Raw genomic sequence first — 15,911 nt, 5'->3', positions numbered from 1 at the left:
TCCCCGTGAGATGCAGCGGTGCCTCATCTGAGAAACACCCCATTGGTCAATGCGATTCGGCGGTCAGAAACCGCAACATCACGGGACTTATGGAATAAGAGATTCCCACCCGTTTTGCAACCCTGCCCGCAAGATGCTGTTGCGCGCAGGAGGGTCCTGTCAAAACCTTGTGGATTTCAGTCGGCGCTGGGCACCAATGGCGCGTTGTCGCCCTCGGCAGGTGGCAGCAGCCCCCCTCCGCCAGGCAGGCCCGGGATCACCGGTGTGTCGGACGTGTCAGAGGCCGGCGGCGGAGTGACACCCAGCCTGTCGATCACGGATGTGCCGGACGCGTTCTGGGCCGCAAAGATCGTCAAGGTCATGGATGTGCAGATAAATGCGATCGCAAGGATCCAGGTCAGTTTGCCCAGCGCGGTCGCGGCAGACCGGCCTGACATCGCGCCGCCACCTCCACCGCCGCCCATGCCAAGGCCACCCCCTTCTGAGCGCTGCATCAGCACGACAGCGATCAGGCCCAGAGCCAGAAGAAGGTGGATGATGAGAACGACGTTTTCCATTGAAACCTGCGGTGGCTTTCGTGACGGGCGCTATGTAGGCCCAAATATCGACCGGGGCAAGGCGAGACTTTGGGACTGGACATCGCCTTCCAGCCGCGTAACGCTTGCGCCATGCCACATGACCATCACGACCATGATCACGACGCGGATCATCCGCATTCGCATCTGCCTTCGGACCCCGCATTGCGCGTCAAGGCGCTGGAGACGGTCTTGACCCGCAAAGGGTTGGTCGATCCCGCCGCTCTCGACGAGATTATCGACACCTATCAAAACCGCATCGGCCCCAAGAACGGCGCGCAGGTCGTGGCGCGCGCCTGGTCCGATCCAGAGTTTAACCGCGCGCTGATGCACGATGCCACAGCCGTGGTCGCCGAGATGGGGTTCTATGGTCGTCAGGGCGAACATATCACCGCCGTCGAGAATACGCCAGAAACCCATAACATGGTCGTATGCACCTTATGCTCGTGCTACCCCTGGCCATTGCTGGGCATTCCGCCGGGCTGGTACAAATCCGACGCCTACCGGGCCCGCGCCGTGCGCGAGCCACGCGCGGTTCTGGCGGATTTCGGTGTCAGCCTGCCCCCGGACACCGCTGTGCGCGTCTGGGACAGCACCGCCGAGATGCGGTATCTGGTGATCCCGCGCAGGCCCGAAGGAACCGAGGGCATGGATGCGGAGGCTCTGGCCGCTCTGGTCACGCGCGACAGCATGATCGGCACCGGCCTGCCGAAAGAGCCCGCGACATGACCCGCGTGCATGACATGGGCGGCCGGTTTGGGGATGGGCGCGTTGTGCCCGAGCCCGAGACGCCGGTCTTTCATGCAGACTGGCATGCGCGCGCCCTGGCCGTGACACTGGCCGCGGGGGCGCTGGGGCAATGGAACCTCGACACCTCGCGCCACGCGCGCGAGCGACTCAGCCCTAAGGATTATACGCGCTTTTCCTATTATGAGAAATGGCTCGCCGCCCTCGCAGATTTGCTGGTGGAAAACGGCGTGCTGAGCGAGGCCGACCTGCACGGGGAGGGCAATGCGGCGCGCCATCCATTGGCAGAGCGCGCATTGCACCCTCAGGCCGTGGCCCCGGCCCTGGCCAAGGGTGGCCCGGCGGATCGCCCCTCGGCCATTGCGCCGCTCTTTGTGGCGGGGCAAGCGGTGCGCTGCCGCAGGCCTGCCGCCAATAGGCAGGTGCCCGGCGGCCATACGCGCCTGCCTGCCTATGCCGCCGGAGCCCAGGGGCATATCCTGCGCCTGCATGGCAGTCACGTGCTGCCCGACAGCAACGCGCATGGGTTGGGCGAGGCGCCCGAGCCGCTTTATGCCGTGGTTTTTCCGGCCTTCGAGCTTTGGGCCCACCCCGAACATCCGCGCGATGAGGTGGTGCTCGATTTGTGGCAATCCTATCTGGAGCCCGCCTGATGCAGGCGCCTGAACCGGTCTTTTCCGAACCCTGGCACGCACAGCTTTTTGCGCTGACCGTATATCTGAACGAGGAGGGACATTTCGCCTGGCCCGATTGGGCGGCGCGGTTTGCGCAGACCCTCAAGCGCCACGGGTTTGCCAAAGAGCTGGATGGCGGAGACGATTACTTCAACGCCTGGCTCGAAACGCTGGAGGCGGTTCTTGCCGAGCGGGGGGCGGCGGGCGCAGAGGAGGCGGAACAGGTCAAGGCAGCATGGGAGGCGGCCTATCTGCGCACACCGCATGGGCAGCCGGTGCATCTGACCTCTTCGGAGGGGTGAGGACTGTTTGCAAGAAAGCCGGCAATCGGGGCGGGGCGGTCTTTCTGCGAAGCCTCTCTGCCGCCTCTGCCGGAAAATCTATTCGTGTTTGGGACGTTTGGGGCGTGAGGTCAGCCCGGCCTTGGCCAGAAATCGGCGCAGATCGCCCCGGCGTGGCAGCCGCACCAGCGGTACGTGGCGCGCGGGCTTGCCCGCCAAACGCTCGGCCTCATGTATGTCGATCACCCGCTCCGCACAGCCACAGCCTTCGCCGGTCGCGACCTTGTCAAAGTAGAACCTCGTGAAATCCCGATCCCGCCTGCGCATCATTCCTCCACATCGTCCATATCGACCTGGCCCGACAGCGCCCGGCGCACGATGGACCAACTCAGCCCGATCCCCAGCACGACCGAGAGCGACAAGATACCCAGCCAGGTGTTCAATTGGCGGCTTTCCAGGCTCAAGAGCCCGAAATCGTAAAGCACCCACAGCAGGGCTGCGACCACCGCCAGGACCAGGATCATGCCGAACCCGCCGATCGAGCGCAACGTCGCGCGCAGGTAGATGATATAGCCGATCATCAGCAACAGCCCCAGAAACACGACCAGGGAAAGATGCGTCTCGTATTGGCTCATCGACCAGCGGACATAGCTCCACTGAGTTGGATTATAGGTGGCCGCCAAAAGCAGAAAGGCGAACAGCCACCGCAGGAAAATGCCCATATCCCTTTGCCCTTTTCGTCCATGCTTGACCCAAAGCGGCCGGTCCTGTCCAGCATTCTCGTGCCGAGATCGTGAAATTGAGGTTTCCCTGTTGCCCGGCTGTCGGTATACGGACGCGGGTTTGACCAAAGCATCTCAAAAGGACCGAATATGGCCAACGTGGTGGTTGTCGGCGCTCAGTGGGGCGACGAAGGCAAGGGAAAGATTGTCGACTGGCTGTCGGAGCGCGCGGATATCATCGCGCGGTTTCAGGGCGGACATAACGCGGGCCATACGTTGGTCATCGACGGCGAGGTCTACAAGCTGCACGCGCTGCCCTCTGGCGTTGTGCGGGGCGGCAAGCTCAGCGTGATCGGCAACGGCGTCGTGCTGGATCCATGGAACCTGATCCAGGAGATCGAGACGATCCGCGCGCAAGGCGTCGAGATCACGCCAGAAACGCTGATGATTGCCGAGAACGCCCCCCTGATCCTGCCCTTTCACGGAGAGCTGGACCGCGCCCGTGAAAGCCAGAACTCGGTGGCCAAGATCGGCACCACCGGACGCGGCATCGGCCCGGCCTATGAGGACAAGGTCGGGCGCCGGGTGATCCGCGTCGCCGATCTGGCCGATGATGCGACGCTGGCCACGCGTGTGGATCGGGCCTTGGTGCATCACAACGCGTTGCGCAGCGGGCTCGGCTTGATGCCGATTGACCGCGACGCACTGATCGCCCAGCTCAAGGACGTTGCGCCCGAGATCCTGAAATACGCGGGTCCTGTCTGGAAAGTGATGAACGAACAGCGCCGCGCAGGCAAACGGATCCTGTTTGAAGGGGCGCAAGGGGCGCTTCTGGATATCGACTTTGGCACCTATCCCTATGTCACCTCCTCCAACGTCATCGCGGGGCAGGCGGCAACGGGCACGGGCATCGGTCCGGGGTCCATTGATTTCGTGCTGGGGATTGTCAAAGCCTATACCACCCGCGTCGGCGAAGGGCCGTTCCCGAGCGAGCTTTTCGACGAGGATGGTCAGCGCCTGGGCGAGCGCGGGCACGAGTTCGGCACCACCACGGGCCGCAAGCGCCGCTGCGGGTGGTTCGACGCGGTTCTGGTGCGCCAGACCTGCGCCACCTCGGGCGTGAACGGGATTTCGTTGACCAAGCTTGACGTGCTCGACGGGTTCGAGACGCTCAAGATCTGCGTGGGCTATGACCTGGACGGGACCCGGCTGGATTACCTGCCCACGGCCGCCGATCAGCAGGCGCGCTGCGTGCCGATCTATGAAGAGATGCCGGGCTGGTCGGAGTCCACCGAAGGGGCGCGCAGCTGGGCGGATCTGCCCGCGAACGCGATCAAATACGTGCGCCGGGTCGAAGAGTTGATCGATTGCCCCGTGGCCCTACTTTCCACCTCACCGGAGCGGGAGGATACCATTCTCGTGACCGACCCCTTCGCAGACTGACAGGGCGGATATGAGCAAGACCAAGCCAACCCTCAGCTACAAGGCCCGCCGCCGGTGGGCACTGGTGATCCTGCTGATCGGCTTGCCGCTTTACATCATGGCGGCGGTGTCGGTGATCAGCTGGTTCGAGCGGCCCTCGATCCTGGTCGAATTTCTGGTCTATGTCGGGCTCGGCATTCTCTGGGCCGTGCCATTCAAGTTTATCTTTCGCGGGATCGGTCAGGCCGACCCGGATGCCAAAAGCTAAGCCGGATGATCCTGCGCGCACAGCGCGCGATCTCCACGTGACGCCAATTCTGGAACGCCGCGCATCTTTGGTACGATGCAGCCATTCCTGACCCATACCGGATCTTCACCGCTGTCTGGGCAAAGATCGGCAATGCCGAGAGGCTGACCTGTGCAGGCGCAGCTATTGCTGGCGCAGAAAGACAGATGGTCTCTTCCGTTCGCATGGCATGTGTCACCAGAGCGGTCATTAGACGCCGATCTCGGGTATCATGTCCGAGCAGCCAATCCGATGCAGTTTGCGCCCACGACCGAGACACGGGGCAATACCGCCGCCAGGCCTGCAGAAACGAAAGATCTTTAGGTTTTCTGCTGCGGAGTTCCTCTTCCGGCTGCACATGGACCGCACAGGCTTGATCCGCCTGGCGCTGGATCGCGCAGCGGCTCGGCTAGGCAGTCGAACAGCGCCCGCATCGGACAGATGCCCAAGAGCCGTGGAATGCCGCGTGTTCGTTCGGCCCACTCTTACAACCGTCGAATTACTCCCGGCGAAATCGCTCATCCTCAACCCGGACAGTCACGTCCAGGGCAATGAGATCACCATTCTCGCCCTGAAAACTGCCAATCACCGGAGTGATCTGTGATATGTCGCGGGCAACCGCCACCGGGATCAGGTGCGCTGACCCCATGGACATGTTCGTCGGGTCGAACGGGATCCAGCCCGCCCCGGGGACATAGACTTCGACCCATGCGTGCGTGGAGCCTGCCGCCGCTGATCCAAGCTGGTCACCGGCGGGGTCGTACAGGTAGCCGGACACCAGGCGGGCCCCCAATCCAAGGGTTCGGACGGCGTCAGCCAAGAGAACGGCAAAGTCGCGACAGGAGCCAAAGCCCAGGTCGATTGTGTCAAGCGGCCCTTGCGTGCCTTCGGCATCGCGGATCTCATAGGCGATCTGCGCCCCGATGCCGGTACTGATATCTTTCAACAGAGACAGCGTGTCGGTTGGCCTGTTCATCACGAATTGCTCGACCCAGGTCGACAGGCGCCCGGCGTCGTCGACGTATTGAGGCTTTGAAAGCGCTCCCAGATCTGTCCAGTCCGCGTCAGAATAGATGAATGGATAAGAGGCGGCGGATGCTGCGATCGGAAAGACAGGCCAGGCAGGCGCCGTCAGATCGACTGTTGTAACAGACCGGATCAAAAGCGTGTCCGTTGTGGCGTCAAAACTGGCGGCGGCGATGGCATTGCCCGCAACGTCGTGGGACCAGTCGATGCGGGCGGTCGGAGCAATCTGGAGATCGAAAGACCTCAAAGCCAGGTCCTGCGTTTCGCGGGGACGCAGCATGAGCCTGTGAGGCCCGGGTTTCACCGGGGCTCTATAGCGATAGATGGTTGCGTGGGTGATTGTGATCCGCGTCACACAGAGAGGCCCTAATAAGAGCGACCGCCGGAACGGCGCCGCCCTTGACCGATGCCTTCCGGCAACGCCGAGCGCCAGACCGAAGACCCTTTGCAACGGTTACAGATACGCTGGCCGAACCCTTCGCTCCAAAACGAGGCGTTGCACCTCAAGCACAAGCGCGCCTTTGGCACGTCTTGCTGGGCACGCCCCTGATGATCTCTTTCGATGTCGTCTACTTTGGTTTGCATATGCTCCCCACATTTGATTGCGAGCAAGGTCGCGTTTCCATTATTGGTCGCAAAGGGATGAAGGGCGCGGTGTGCGTGACAGCCGTTTGTCTTTTGGCGAGGCGAGTGTCCTGATTCACCGCAACAGACATTCGGATTTCATACCAGCCGCAAACGTGGCTGGGGTTTGGCGCCTTTGACCGCGCCGTCGATCTGCAGCCCGTGATCGACCCTTTTTTCGACATCCGGGGCGCTCATGGATCGCATGAGTGCGCTGTAGTTCATGCTTATTTTCATTTCGGACCCGACGGACATGTCGGCGTCGCTTGTGTCGACAACGAGGTGATCGCTCGTCGCGCCTATGAATTTCACCCCAGACGGAAAGGTCAAACCGCTTGCGTCCGTGTCCTGCTGCCCAACGGCGAGGACAGAGCGGCCTTTATAGTCACTCTTGAGAATGAGTTCGAGCGTCCCGTGCTTCGGCGCCTCCGGTCTCTTCGGCATTGAGCACGGCTTCAGTCCTGTTTCGATGACTTCGGCGAACAGCGCAAAGGCATCTGTGTGAAGGCCGTGGATCGGTTGCCCCGACACGGGGTCGATGCCCAGCAGGATCGCTTCGCCCAGACGCAGATTGTTGATCCGCCCGGTTACCCTTTGGCCAAGCGCCCAGGCCAGATTGGCCGAGCTGCCACCGGACACGAGGGCCACATGAGGTCCACATTTGGCTTCGACCTGGTCGGCCAGTCGCGAGAGCATAGCCATGTCGCCGACCGTCGGCGCAGTGATGCCCATGCAGGCGAAATTCGCCGCGATCCCCTTGAGGATAACGCCCGGCGTCGCAACGACCCGTGACGCGACATCGTTTAGGTCTTCGGGCATGATACCGTCGCGCAAGTCCCCCATTTCGACCATCAGGATGACATGGTGCTCTGTGCCTTGTTCTCGCGCGGCAGAGCCGAGTTTCCGGATCGTGTCGATCTCCGTATTATAGCTGGTGTCGCAGCACCGGACGACATCTTCTATGCTGTGCGACACAGGCGCACGGATCATCGAAATCGGGCAGGCGATCCCTGCTGCCCGCATCCGGATGACGTTGCTGACGCGCGAGTCGGCCAAGTCAGCGACGCCGCCGCTCAGCATCGCCTTTGCGACGTCAGGATGACCGCAAACAGCCTTGGTCACACCGGTGACAGAGATGCCACGCGGGCCAAGGCGACGGACGAGGCATTGGGCGTTCTGCGTGATCTTGCCAAGATCGATCTCGACACGTGGCGTGGTCATCCTGCGGCCGCGAGAGGTGCGGCGCGCAGCTGCGGGAAGGCGGCCAGCACCATGTCGGCCAAATGCGCCTCAGGGCGGGTCAACGCATCCGTCACCGGGATGCCGAGATCGCGTGAATGCGTTTCGATTGCCAGGCCGACCTGGGCGTCCGTCATCCCCTCGTGATTGATCGTCACGCCGACGACCCGCGTGTCGGCAAAGGCTTGGATGAGGGCGACTTCACTTTTTGCGCCAGGCATCGGGAAGGTGGGAAAGTCGCAGCGATGCGCACGCTTTGGCGCGTGCTGGAGAATCACGCCCTGCGGTTGGCTGCCGCGCAGAATGAATGCCGAGGTGCAAAAGGCCGGATGGCTGAGCGCCCCCTGGCCTTCGATGAGGATAACGTCTGGGTCTTCGTCATCAGATGCCGCGACAATCACACGCTCAAGCTCCCCGCAGCAAAATTGCGGTGGCACGGCGTCCATTGCGATCCCGTATTTTGCCCCCTGCATCAGGCCGGTCTGACCCGTGCCCACAAGGACAGTCTTGATGCCACGTGCATTCAGCGCCTTCGCCAAGACGGTCGCCGTTGTCCGCTTGCCGATCGCGCAATCGGTCCCCAGCACCGCGATGCGGATCGCGTTCACCTGTGCGACGCTACCGTCAAACAGGCGCATATCCTTGCTGGGCCGGGGTTTGCGAATATCGCGGATCGTCACCTTGGCCGCCTGGGCAGCCGTTGAGATTTCGGGATCATCCCCGAGGTATTCATGCAGCCCGCTGACGATGTTCATGCCAAGTGCTATTGCATCCAGCACAACCTCTCGATCTGATGGCGACAGTTTCCCCGTCGACGGTGCCATGCCATAGATCAGCGTACCGGGAATGGTGGCTTCTCGCGCAACCGCGTCTTCGATATCTGCAACGATGGGAATTCCGTTGCTGATAGTGTCCAGCACCTGCCCGCTGTCGCGTCCAGCAAGCGTGCTGTCGATTACCGAAAGGATGCGATAGGCTTGTGAATGACGAACAAGCCCGTTTGCCGTCTTGCCGTCGATCTCTCCGAAGTTCCCTTCGCAGTAGACTACCGCAGTCGGTACCGCTGCGTTCAGGGGCTTGCTGGCGCGAGATTGGTCTGGCGGGGCTTGCGGGCCCATGGGTGACAGCCGTGTCGTCGGTTTATCTGTGGTGTTCGCTTTCATGGTTTTTCCTTAGCCAAGTGGCATTTTATGCGTCCGATCAGGTGACCCGGAACGCTGGGTGGGGCGCGGTTCATTTAGGATCGCTTGCGCTAGTCGTTCAGAACGCAGCGCCCTTGCGATCGCTGAAAATTCCGGTGGCATTCCCATCGGTTTCCCGATCTGTCGAGATGTGCATTGTCGGGCAGGTCGATCTTGGTGCAGTCATCATCAGACGCGGCAAAGCCTCGATTGCACTTCCATCCCGGCCCATAGCTCGCGTCGTCGAAAAAGGCGTTCGCCGGAACCATCACGGCAGCACAGCGCCCCTCAATCTCGAAGTATCCCCGCTCGCATGTCCACGGCTGACCATGGCGAGACCCGTTTAGAAACGCGTTCTCCGGCACGGCAATCGCCGCGCATGTGTCGCCGTCAACCTCGAACCCCCGGTCACATAACCAAACCGATCCAAAGGAACTGTCTGTCAGATATGCATTCGGCGGCAAAACGATCTCGAGACAGCGATCGTCAACCTCCATGTATCCGCGCAGGCAGCTCCAGCTCTTGCCTGATGGGTCAAGATATCCGCCATCCGGAAAGACGACCTCGATACAGCTCGTTTCATCGACTTCCAGAAATCCGTGCAGACAGGCCCAGCCCGAACCATAGGTTCGATTTGTCGCGTAGGCGTTCTCCGGTATGGTGATGGCGAGACAGGCATCGCCGTCTTGCCGAAATCCCCGAACGCATTCCCACCCGTCGCCATAGCTTTCGGCCTGCGCGTTGGCTGGTATCTGAACAGCCTGAGTTTGCGCGGCCAAAGGCGATGCGGCTGCGACCAGCAAAGTGAATGCGAGCGCGATGAGCCCCTTGCAGGACAGGGCAAGGCGGCCTTCCGTCGTTGGGAGCATACCTGTGGCACCCTTTGGCACGACGGATGGCCGGGTGAAGCGCTTACGATGCATCAAGGTCGAGACCTTCAATACACGCTTGCGCCAATTCGCGGTTCGGGCCCTCGGCTCCGGGCATGGTCGCCCAGCCTGCTTCCATGACGGCGTCGCGCCGCCTGAAGGACGATGTCTCACGGATCGCTGCAAGCTTTGCGATACGTTCTTCGTCGGTGCGGGACATGTCGAGGCAGAATGGGACGAGTGCCGTGATCACTCGGTCTTCCGCCATTTCGCTTGCCATCTTCTCGGCGTTGGATCCGGTCACCCATCCTCCCCAGGTGAACCCGACAATACCGACAAATACCGCGCCAATCAGTGCGCCGTAGATGCCGGGTTTCAGCCATTCAGGTGTGGTCATGTCATGTCCTCCAGCGGGGAAAGCGCCGCGTCGCTATTTTGTCATGTCGACAGACGCAGGGTTCACAGCCCATGCCATGTTCCGGACGTCCAAAATGTGTGTTTCGTGACGCTTGCCCACGGCTGGGGCCCACCACCCAAACCAGGTCGTGTTGACATCTGCCGACAAAGCTCTCCGGCAATCCCAAGGCGATTGAGCGCACATTAGCCAATCCTTGCAATGGCGATGCTGATCGAGATTAGCCCGCGCCGAAAAAATCGCTGTCAGTATGAACGCAAAAGTTCGGGCTTCACTCTGGAAGCCTCCTTGGCACCTTACTCCCGAAAGGAAACGCATGTCCGTCTCAGACGTTCTTCGCCCGGATGGCTCCGACTACGACGCCTTCCTGCAAGCAGAAGTGGGCGAGGACAGAACCGGCGTGGCTGTCACGGTCCTGTCGGCACTGGCACGGATGGGGCTCGAGCCCTGGACCGAAGCCAAAGAGCTGGCGCATCTTAGCAAGGAAGACGCCGAAATTCGGTTGAACGCCCATCTTGACGCGATCACGGACGTACCTGCACTTGCTCTGGCACGCGAAAGCAAGGCGACCAAGCTTGTGTCTTTGTTACCCCAGCGGGCGTCACGTCTTTTTGTCAACGAATGTCAAACGGGCAGCTTCAGATTTCCACGGGTAAGCGCGTTTGGGGTCCTGTCCGTGTTTGTCGTCATCGCAGTGATCGCGCGGATCTTCTATCTGGCCCAGATCGGCTAACTTGCGTCAGTACGCGGTCTTCCGAAACCGGATAAACCGGACCTGACCACCACATGTCAGGGTGGCAATTCTACCGAGTATCCGAGAGGCGCGGGAAACATGCAGTGTTTCCCTTGTACTGCATGGTCTTTGCGCCTCTTGTCCTCGGCTCTTCCAGGAAAGGACAACTTTGTGAACGAACACAATCAAGAACAAGAAAGCCAGACCGTGAAGCACATGGCTTCGGTCAAGGCCGCGTGGGACAAGGCACCCGAAGGCCCCAAGAAGGCGACCGCGCTGATCCACTACCAGGCTGCCGAAAAGGCGCATGAAGCGGAAAACGACGAAAAAGCGCACGAGGAGCTCAAGCAAGCAAGCCGCGCCTTGATGTGATGCCGTAAATGCGATGTGATCTTGGGCCGCCCGAAGACAGATCTCGGGCGGCCGTCTTAGGGCAAGAGAGGCCGCGCGTGGTCGAGATACGCAGGATCGAACTCGGCCAGAGCCACGAGACCCTCGTAATCATCAATCGTCACGAGACCTTCCCGAAACGTCACGAGTCCACCTTCCCGAAGCTTGCGCAACACACGGTTGACATGGATGGCGCTCAAACCCAAAGCGTCGGCCAGATGATATTGCGTGAGCGGGCACGCGTAGCCTGCCTTGCTCCCCATCCCGACGAGCGACAGCCTGACGCCAAGCTCTAGCAGTAAATGCGCCACGCGCGCATCCGCGTCGCGCCGCCCCAGCCCAACCAGATGTTCCACAACCATCGCCTCGTCGCGCGACACAGCCCACAGGATGGCAGTGGCAAGGCGTGGCGTCTCGGCAAAAGCCTGCAAAAGGTCGCTGACCAGAACCTCCGCCGCCTCGATCTCGACAATCGGTTCGATCCCATGATCGGACGTGTGCAACAGGACGCTCCGCAATCCCAGAAAATCCCCCGGTACCTGGAAATCGACAATCTGGCGGGATCCATCGGGCTGGATTTTATAGGACACGACCCAGCCTGCTGCCAGAATATACGCCGCCTGTTCCGATTGGCCTTGATGGACCAAGTCGCGTCCGGCGGAAAAGGACTTCCGTCGCTCATGCAACCGCTCCAGCACGCCAAGTTCTGACACCGAAAGCTTGACGAACGCGGAGAGCTTTCGGGTGAGCGGACTGGTTTCAATTGCCATGACTGGTCCCTCTCGAACCTGTGATTGCGCCTAACGGAACTCTGCATCGAGACTGCTTTCGATCAGTACGGACGACAAAAACCTGCCTGACAGTATTCAGGAGCATCACGATCTCGCCCTTACGTGATGCCATGAATGAAACAAGGAATACAGCGATGTTAGACCAACCAGACCCCGCAGGCATGGCTGCCCTCTCGATTTGCGAGGCCTTGCTGCTCGCCCTGCTCGATCGCAACGTGCTTCCCGAACGCGAGATCGTCGGCATTCTACGCGATGCCGCCGAAACCCACGAAAACGCCCATGGATCGGACTCGGAGCGGCAACTGCATGCGGCAACCGCCGATCTGATCAACGAGATCATCGAAGAAGGAAACCTGTCACGCCACTCTTGAAGCTGTTTGGGTGAACCGGGAGTCCTAGGACGCTGCTGTCAGTCTTGTGATGACTCGGCAGGCTTGGTTGCCGATGCCGTGCTTTCGTCGGTCTTTGTCGGTGATTTCGGTACTTTTTCTTGCAAGGCCTTTTTCTTGTCGGCCTCTTTTCTTGCCAGGTCGTTGAACGACATGCGGGCTTTCCTTTGCGCGCCACCGGGGTGCCCGGCAGCTTGTTAGCGATAAAGGATTGATGGCCCGTTGGCAAAGGAAACATTGGTCGTCAGACACCGCGCACCCGTTAACTCTCCCGGGTAGGCACCATGTGAAACGTGCAGCCGACCTCCATTCGACTTTCTGTTTTCCTGTATCGGCTCTTCCAGCACCTCTGCCATGGTTTGCACGACGGTCAGCTTTGCCGTTTTCTCGGATTTTATGGCTTTTCGAGTTTAACTTGAGGCATCTAACATCACTTTTCGCGTTCGACCGAAAGGAGAGGCAGCGACCAAGGGGGTCAAGTTTTACTCCAAATGCCTGTCTGATGACTTTTCCTGCCACCATGCGAAGATGGAGCCTCTGCTCGCCACGCCATTTATGGCGGGCAGGGGCGGTGTGTGGATCGGGACATGCTTGGTCGTAGCGGACCGTTCTAGAGTATGATCCATTGCCCGGAAGTCGTTTTGCGCAGCAAAGCGATGAGAGGGACACATCGTCCTCTCACGAGGCCTGAAGGGATACCCGGGATTGCCGTCCCGGATGACAAGCATAGGACATGACGAAGCTGACCAATCGAGAACATCGGCATTTTTCCTCTTGAACGCCTCCCCACTAGAGCCGTTACATCGGAGGTCAGGCAAAGAAGGGATCTGAGATGTCCGGGTGCTGTGGTCGTGACGTTGTTTTTGACGGGGTGTCTGCCGAATACAAGCGCCGCTTGTGGATGGTGATTGCGCTGAACGCGGGCATGTTCGTGATCGAGATGTCGGCCGGGCATCTGGCGGGCTCCAAGGCGTTGCAGGCAGATGCGCTGGATTTTCTCGGCGATGCGCTGACCTATGGTTTGTCGCTTGCGGTGATCGGTGCGGCGCTGCGGGTCCGGGCCGGGGCGGCGCTGGTCAAGGCGGTCAGCCTCTTTGCGATGGGGTTCTGGGTACTGGGCTCGACACTCTATCAGGTGCTCGCGGTGGGCCTGCCCTCGGCCCCCGTGATGGGGGTGATCGGGGTGCTGGCGATGGCGGTCAATCTGACCAGCGTGGCCTTGCTGGTGCGCTTTAAGGATGGCGACGCGAATGTGCGGTCGGTCTGGTTGTGTTCACGCAATGATGCGATCGGCAATGTCGCGGTGGTATTGGCGGCGGTCGCCGTCTGGAGCACGCAGAGCGGATGGCCCGATCTGATCGTTGCGGCGTTGATGGCGACGCTGTTTCTCAACTCGGCCCAGCAGATTCTGCGCCAGGCGTTGGGCGAATGGCGCAGCGTGGATGCGCAGCGCATCCAGATCCCGTCTGAAACAGAAGAACGCGCCCCCTGACGAGCAGGACCGGGGGCGCGTTCAAAGGCATGCGGTTTGCGACAGGCTAGCCTGCCGCGCGCATGTCCTCGGGACGAAACCCGATCCGGTCTGAGACGGTGAACCGCCCCGCTTGTGTCTTTTCGATCTTGCCGTCACGCAGCAAGAGCCCGAAGGACCGCAACCCGTCTTCGCGGCTGAACCCCTCTTGCCCGACCGTGCGTACCTTGGTCATCAGCTGCGGGCGCGAGAAATGCTCCTGCCCCTCGACAAAGGACAGATAGGCGGCGGCGGCTTCCAGCAGATCGGGCAGATCGACCGCGCCGACACCGGATGCATAATCGGCGAATTTCATTTTGCCGTCCGTCCCATCCTCCTGGATCTCTTCGGCGGGGGTCGACATCACGCGGCGCGGTTGGACCGGGGTCTGATCGGCATCGACGCGCTGAGCAGCGACCAGTTTCAGCGGTGCGGGCTTGTCGTCCTGCGGTCTGCGGCTGCGCACCTCGGCGGTGGCGGGACGACGCGGACGCACCACGCGTGCTAGATCCTCGCGGTACACGCCATCGCTGTGCTCTTGGGTGATCGAACCGCCGGCGTCTTCTTCGGCCTTGCCTGCGGCCATCGCGGCACGCAGATGGGCGAATTCGGATCGGCGGTCGCTGGTTTCGGGATCGTTGAGCCGTTCATCGGCCTGTTCCATGATACGCGAGACAACCGGATCGGGATCGCCCTCCGCCTCCGCCTCGGCGTCACCGCTCAGAATGGCGCGCTCCTCGGCGAAATCGTCGTCGGCATCACCGCTGTCGTCTTCGCTCGTTTCGGCAAAGATCGATTCGATCCGATCGTCCTCGGTGCCGTGAACCTCGGCCTCGACCTCGGCCAGTTCGCGCAGCAGATCGGCTTCTTGCTCGGCCGAGAGAGAGCTCTCGGTCGCTGCGGTTTCGGGCATGTCCTCGCCGCGATCGGCGGCCAGAAGCGCATCGAACTCCTCGCGGCTGACCTTGACCACACGTGCCTGCGCGCGGGGCTGAGGCTCCGCTTCGTCGGCGGTGTCGGGCTGCGGGTCCGTGATGGCGGGCGTTTGAGCGTCCTCGACGGGGGTCTCCGGCGCGGCCTCTTGCGGGGCGGGGGTGTCCGCGCGCGGCAAATCTTCGAGCGCATCGAGATGGGCGGACAGATCATCCTCGACGTCACTGAAATCGACCTGTGCCGCGTCTTCCGGCTCATCCTCGGTTTGCACACTGGCGATCAGCGACGAGATGTCCTCGCTCACATCCGCGCCGATGAGCGGTTCGGCATGTTCGTCTTCGGTGAAATCCTGTGTCTTTGCCACCGTCCCGCTTTGGGAGACGACAGCACGAATACGCTGAAGCTTGGCGGCAATGCTGTCGGCGGCTGTTGTCGCGGCCGGTTCGGGCATCTCTTCGGCTACCGGTTCTGCGATATCCTCGGGGGCGGGGTCGGCCGGAATGTCTGTGACAGCCTCGGCGGCGCCGATATCCGACTGGGTTACCGCCTCGTCAGTCGCGGCCGCTTCTGGGGTGGTCCCCGCCTCAGCGGCATCCCCCTCAAAGAATGCGGCTGCTTCGGCCTCGGCGACAGGTTCGATGACGGTCTCTGCGACGGTCTGTGCCGCTACGGTCGTCGCGATGTCGGCCACGGTTCTGTCCTGCGGCGTTTCGGTCGTGCGTGCGGGGACTGCTTCGGTTTCGACCGGTTGCACTGCGGCAGCGCTCTGCGTGAGGGCTGCCGGGGCCGCCATGTCCTGGGCGCGCAGAACGATCCCGTTGTCATCGCGATGCGCCTCGACCCGGCGCGCGACCTCCTGCTGCGCGATATGGGCCAACATGTCGGCATCCGGCTGCGGCGGCTCGGCTCCGAAATAGCGGTCTTCGGCAGCCAGGTCGCGAAAATACTCAGCAATGGCCTTCATTGTGCCAAAGGCGTCGTCGAACCCTTCAAGCGTGCATGAGAACGTGCCATAGGACACCGTCAGGATTTTGTTGCTTTGTACCATGGGATGCTCGTCCTCATTCATTTGTGTCAAATGCTTACCAAACACTCAGGGACAAA

20 protein-coding genes are annotated in these 15,911 nt (G+C 61.3%); 9 read left to right on the top strand and 11 right to left on the bottom strand.

Going from position 1 to position 15,911, the window contains the following annotated elements; genetic code table 11:
* Positions 1-176 precede the first annotated feature (176 nt).
* Positions 177-557: a preprotein translocase subunit SecG gene (gene secG / locus HEP69_RS13315; protein WP_290559031.1), complete on the bottom strand. Its 381-nt coding sequence runs from the start codon at positions 555-557 to the stop codon at positions 177-179.
* A gap of 111 nt (positions 558-668) precedes the next feature.
* Here secG and nthA point away from each other — a divergent pair, with 111 nt between their 5' ends.
* From nthA to HEP69_RS13300, 3 genes are read left to right on the top strand one after another with little or no spacing between them, the layout of a single operon-like run.
* Positions 669-1,304 (top strand): nitrile hydratase subunit alpha, encoded by a 636-nt coding sequence (gene nthA / locus HEP69_RS13310; protein ID WP_290559094.1) that lies wholly within the window; start codon positions 669-671, stop codon positions 1,302-1,304.
* Positions 1,301-1,975, top strand: a complete 675-nt coding sequence (nthB, locus tag HEP69_RS13305) for a nitrile hydratase subunit beta (RefSeq protein ID WP_290559030.1) — start codon at positions 1,301-1,303, stop codon at positions 1,973-1,975. Before nthA ends, nthB begins: the two co-directional genes overlap by 4 nt.
* On the top strand, positions 1,975-2,298 hold the full coding sequence (locus tag HEP69_RS13300) for a nitrile hydratase accessory protein (protein ID WP_290559029.1): 324 nt from the start codon (positions 1,975-1,977) through the stop codon (positions 2,296-2,298). Before nthB ends, HEP69_RS13300 begins: the two co-directional genes overlap by 1 nt.
* A 78-nt stretch (positions 2,299-2,376) precedes the next feature.
* Here HEP69_RS13300 and HEP69_RS13295 read toward each other — a convergent pair whose 3' ends face one another.
* Together HEP69_RS13295 and HEP69_RS13290 are read right to left on the bottom strand one after the other, a co-directional pair.
* Positions 2,377-2,604 carry a hypothetical protein gene (locus HEP69_RS13295; protein WP_290559028.1) on the bottom strand — a complete coding sequence of 76 codons (228 nt, stop codon included), beginning with the start codon at positions 2,602-2,604 and terminating at the stop codon, positions 2,377-2,379.
* The gene (locus HEP69_RS13290) at positions 2,604-2,999 is read right to left on the bottom strand and encodes a DUF6524 family protein (RefSeq protein ID WP_290559027.1); all 396 of its coding nucleotides are present in this window, start codon (positions 2,997-2,999) and stop codon (positions 2,604-2,606) included. The genes HEP69_RS13295 and HEP69_RS13290 overlap by 1 nt, the downstream gene beginning before the upstream one ends.
* Before the next feature lie 150 nt (positions 3,000-3,149).
* Here HEP69_RS13290 and HEP69_RS13285 point away from each other — a divergent pair, with 150 nt between their 5' ends.
* Both HEP69_RS13285 and HEP69_RS13280 read left to right on the top strand, forming a co-directional pair.
* Entirely contained in the window at positions 3,150-4,442 is a 1,293-nt protein-coding gene (locus tag HEP69_RS13285) for an adenylosuccinate synthase (protein WP_290559026.1), read from the top strand.
* A gap of 10 nt (positions 4,443-4,452) precedes the next feature.
* Complete coding sequence (locus HEP69_RS13280; protein ID WP_290559025.1) at positions 4,453-4,689, top strand: DUF2842 domain-containing protein; 237 nt, start codon at positions 4,453-4,455, stop codon at positions 4,687-4,689.
* A 517-nt stretch (positions 4,690-5,206) separates the two neighbouring features.
* Here the strand turns inward: HEP69_RS13280 and HEP69_RS13275 are convergent.
* From HEP69_RS13275 to HEP69_RS13255, 5 genes are all read right to left on the bottom strand, one after another.
* Positions 5,207-6,088 (bottom strand): transglutaminase family protein, encoded by an 882-nt coding sequence (locus HEP69_RS13275; RefSeq protein WP_290559024.1) that lies wholly within the window; start codon positions 6,086-6,088, stop codon positions 5,207-5,209.
* Between the two features lie 368 nt (positions 6,089-6,456).
* Positions 6,457-7,578, bottom strand: coding sequence for an alanine/ornithine racemase family PLP-dependent enzyme (locus HEP69_RS13270; protein ID WP_290559023.1), 1,122 nt, complete (start codon positions 7,576-7,578; stop codon positions 6,457-6,459).
* On the bottom strand, positions 7,575-8,759 hold the full coding sequence (locus HEP69_RS13265; RefSeq protein WP_290559022.1) for a DUF1611 domain-containing protein: 1,185 nt from the start codon (positions 8,757-8,759) through the stop codon (positions 7,575-7,577). Before HEP69_RS13265 ends, HEP69_RS13270 begins: the two co-directional genes overlap by 4 nt.
* Positions 8,760-8,848: 89 nt before the next feature.
* Positions 8,849-9,646: a hypothetical protein gene (locus tag HEP69_RS13260; protein ID WP_290559021.1), complete on the bottom strand. Its 798-nt coding sequence runs from the start codon at positions 9,644-9,646 to the stop codon at positions 8,849-8,851.
* A gap of 43 nt (positions 9,647-9,689) precedes the next feature.
* Positions 9,690-10,043 carry a hypothetical protein gene (locus HEP69_RS13255; protein WP_290559020.1) on the bottom strand — a complete coding sequence of 118 codons (354 nt, stop codon included), beginning with the start codon at positions 10,041-10,043 and terminating at the stop codon, positions 9,690-9,692.
* A 334-nt stretch (positions 10,044-10,377) separates the two neighbouring features.
* On the opposite strand from HEP69_RS13255, the gene HEP69_RS13250 reads away from it, so the two are divergent.
* Positions 10,378-10,794, top strand: coding sequence for a hypothetical protein (locus tag HEP69_RS13250; protein ID WP_290559019.1), 417 nt, complete (start codon positions 10,378-10,380; stop codon positions 10,792-10,794).
* A gap of 171 nt (positions 10,795-10,965) precedes the next feature.
* The gene (locus HEP69_RS13245) at positions 10,966-11,166 is read left to right on the top strand and encodes a hypothetical protein (RefSeq protein ID WP_290559018.1); all 201 of its coding nucleotides are present in this window, start codon (positions 10,966-10,968) and stop codon (positions 11,164-11,166) included.
* Between the two features lie 56 nt (positions 11,167-11,222).
* Here HEP69_RS13245 and HEP69_RS13240 read toward each other — a convergent pair whose 3' ends face one another.
* Positions 11,223-11,954, bottom strand: coding sequence for a Crp/Fnr family transcriptional regulator (locus HEP69_RS13240; protein WP_290559017.1), 732 nt, complete (start codon positions 11,952-11,954; stop codon positions 11,223-11,225).
* Positions 11,955-12,109: 155 nt separating this feature from the next.
* Here HEP69_RS13240 and HEP69_RS13235 point away from each other — a divergent pair, with 155 nt between their 5' ends.
* Positions 12,110-12,346 (top strand): hypothetical protein, encoded by a 237-nt coding sequence (locus HEP69_RS13235; RefSeq protein ID WP_290559016.1) that lies wholly within the window; start codon positions 12,110-12,112, stop codon positions 12,344-12,346.
* Between the two features lie 38 nt (positions 12,347-12,384).
* Here HEP69_RS13235 and HEP69_RS13230 read toward each other — a convergent pair whose 3' ends face one another.
* A complete protein-coding gene (locus HEP69_RS13230; protein ID WP_290559015.1) occupies positions 12,385-12,519 on the bottom strand; it encodes a hypothetical protein in 135 nt (44 codons plus the stop codon).
* Between the two features lie 677 nt (positions 12,520-13,196).
* Between HEP69_RS13230 and HEP69_RS13225 the strand changes: the two genes are divergently transcribed.
* A complete protein-coding gene (locus tag HEP69_RS13225) occupies positions 13,197-13,856 on the top strand; it encodes a cation transporter (protein ID WP_290559014.1) in 660 nt (219 codons plus the stop codon).
* A 46-nt stretch (positions 13,857-13,902) separates the two neighbouring features.
* On the opposite strand, the gene HEP69_RS13220 is transcribed toward HEP69_RS13225, so the two are convergent.
* Positions 13,903-15,855: a hypothetical protein gene (locus tag HEP69_RS13220; RefSeq protein ID WP_290559013.1), complete on the bottom strand. Its 1,953-nt coding sequence runs from the start codon at positions 15,853-15,855 to the stop codon at positions 13,903-13,905.
* Positions 15,856-15,911 lie beyond the last annotated feature (56 nt).

The sequence above is a fragment of the Aestuariivita sp. genome (genome assembly GCF_021404545.1).
GTDB lineage: Bacteria > Pseudomonadota > Alphaproteobacteria > Rhodobacterales > Rhodobacteraceae > Aestuariivita.
This window is presented reverse-complemented; position numbering and strand designations above follow the sequence as displayed.

Coding starts and splice junctions, on each gene's coding strand:
- HEP69_RS13265 (WP_290559022.1), bottom strand. CDS start 8,759: ATGAAAGCGAACACCACAGATAAACCGACGACACGGCTGTCACCCATG.
- secG (WP_290559031.1), bottom strand. CDS start 557: ATGGAAAACGTCGTTCTCATCATCCACCTTCTTCTGGCTCTGGGCCTG.
- nthB (WP_290559030.1), top strand. CDS start 1,301: ATGACCCGCGTGCATGACATGGGCGGCCGGTTTGGGGATGGGCGCGTT.
- HEP69_RS13235 (WP_290559016.1), top strand. CDS start 12,110: ATGTTAGACCAACCAGACCCCGCAGGCATGGCTGCCCTCTCGATTTGC.
- HEP69_RS13255 (WP_290559020.1), bottom strand. CDS start 10,043: ATGACCACACCTGAATGGCTGAAACCCGGCATCTACGGCGCACTGATT.
- HEP69_RS13250 (WP_290559019.1), top strand. CDS start 10,378: ATGTCCGTCTCAGACGTTCTTCGCCCGGATGGCTCCGACTACGACGCC.
- HEP69_RS13220 (WP_290559013.1), bottom strand. CDS start 15,855: ATGGTACAAAGCAACAAAATCCTGACGGTGTCCTATGGCACGTTCTCA.
- HEP69_RS13225 (WP_290559014.1), top strand. CDS start 13,197: ATGTCCGGGTGCTGTGGTCGTGACGTTGTTTTTGACGGGGTGTCTGCC.
- HEP69_RS13280 (WP_290559025.1), top strand. CDS start 4,453: ATGAGCAAGACCAAGCCAACCCTCAGCTACAAGGCCCGCCGCCGGTGG.
- HEP69_RS13285 (WP_290559026.1), top strand. CDS start 3,150: ATGGCCAACGTGGTGGTTGTCGGCGCTCAGTGGGGCGACGAAGGCAAG.
- HEP69_RS13290 (WP_290559027.1), bottom strand. CDS start 2,999: ATGGGCATTTTCCTGCGGTGGCTGTTCGCCTTTCTGCTTTTGGCGGCC.
- HEP69_RS13270 (WP_290559023.1), bottom strand. CDS start 7,578: ATGACCACGCCACGTGTCGAGATCGATCTTGGCAAGATCACGCAGAAC.
- HEP69_RS13295 (WP_290559028.1), bottom strand. CDS start 2,604: ATGCGCAGGCGGGATCGGGATTTCACGAGGTTCTACTTTGACAAGGTC.
- HEP69_RS13240 (WP_290559017.1), bottom strand. CDS start 11,954: ATGGCAATTGAAACCAGTCCGCTCACCCGAAAGCTCTCCGCGTTCGTC.
- HEP69_RS13260 (WP_290559021.1), bottom strand. CDS start 9,646: ATGCTCCCAACGACGGAAGGCCGCCTTGCCCTGTCCTGCAAGGGGCTC.
- HEP69_RS13300 (WP_290559029.1), top strand. CDS start 1,975: ATGCAGGCGCCTGAACCGGTCTTTTCCGAACCCTGGCACGCACAGCTT.
- HEP69_RS13230 (WP_290559015.1), bottom strand. CDS start 12,519: ATGTCGTTCAACGACCTGGCAAGAAAAGAGGCCGACAAGAAAAAGGCC.
- nthA (WP_290559094.1), top strand. CDS start 669: ATGCCACATGACCATCACGACCATGATCACGACGCGGATCATCCGCAT.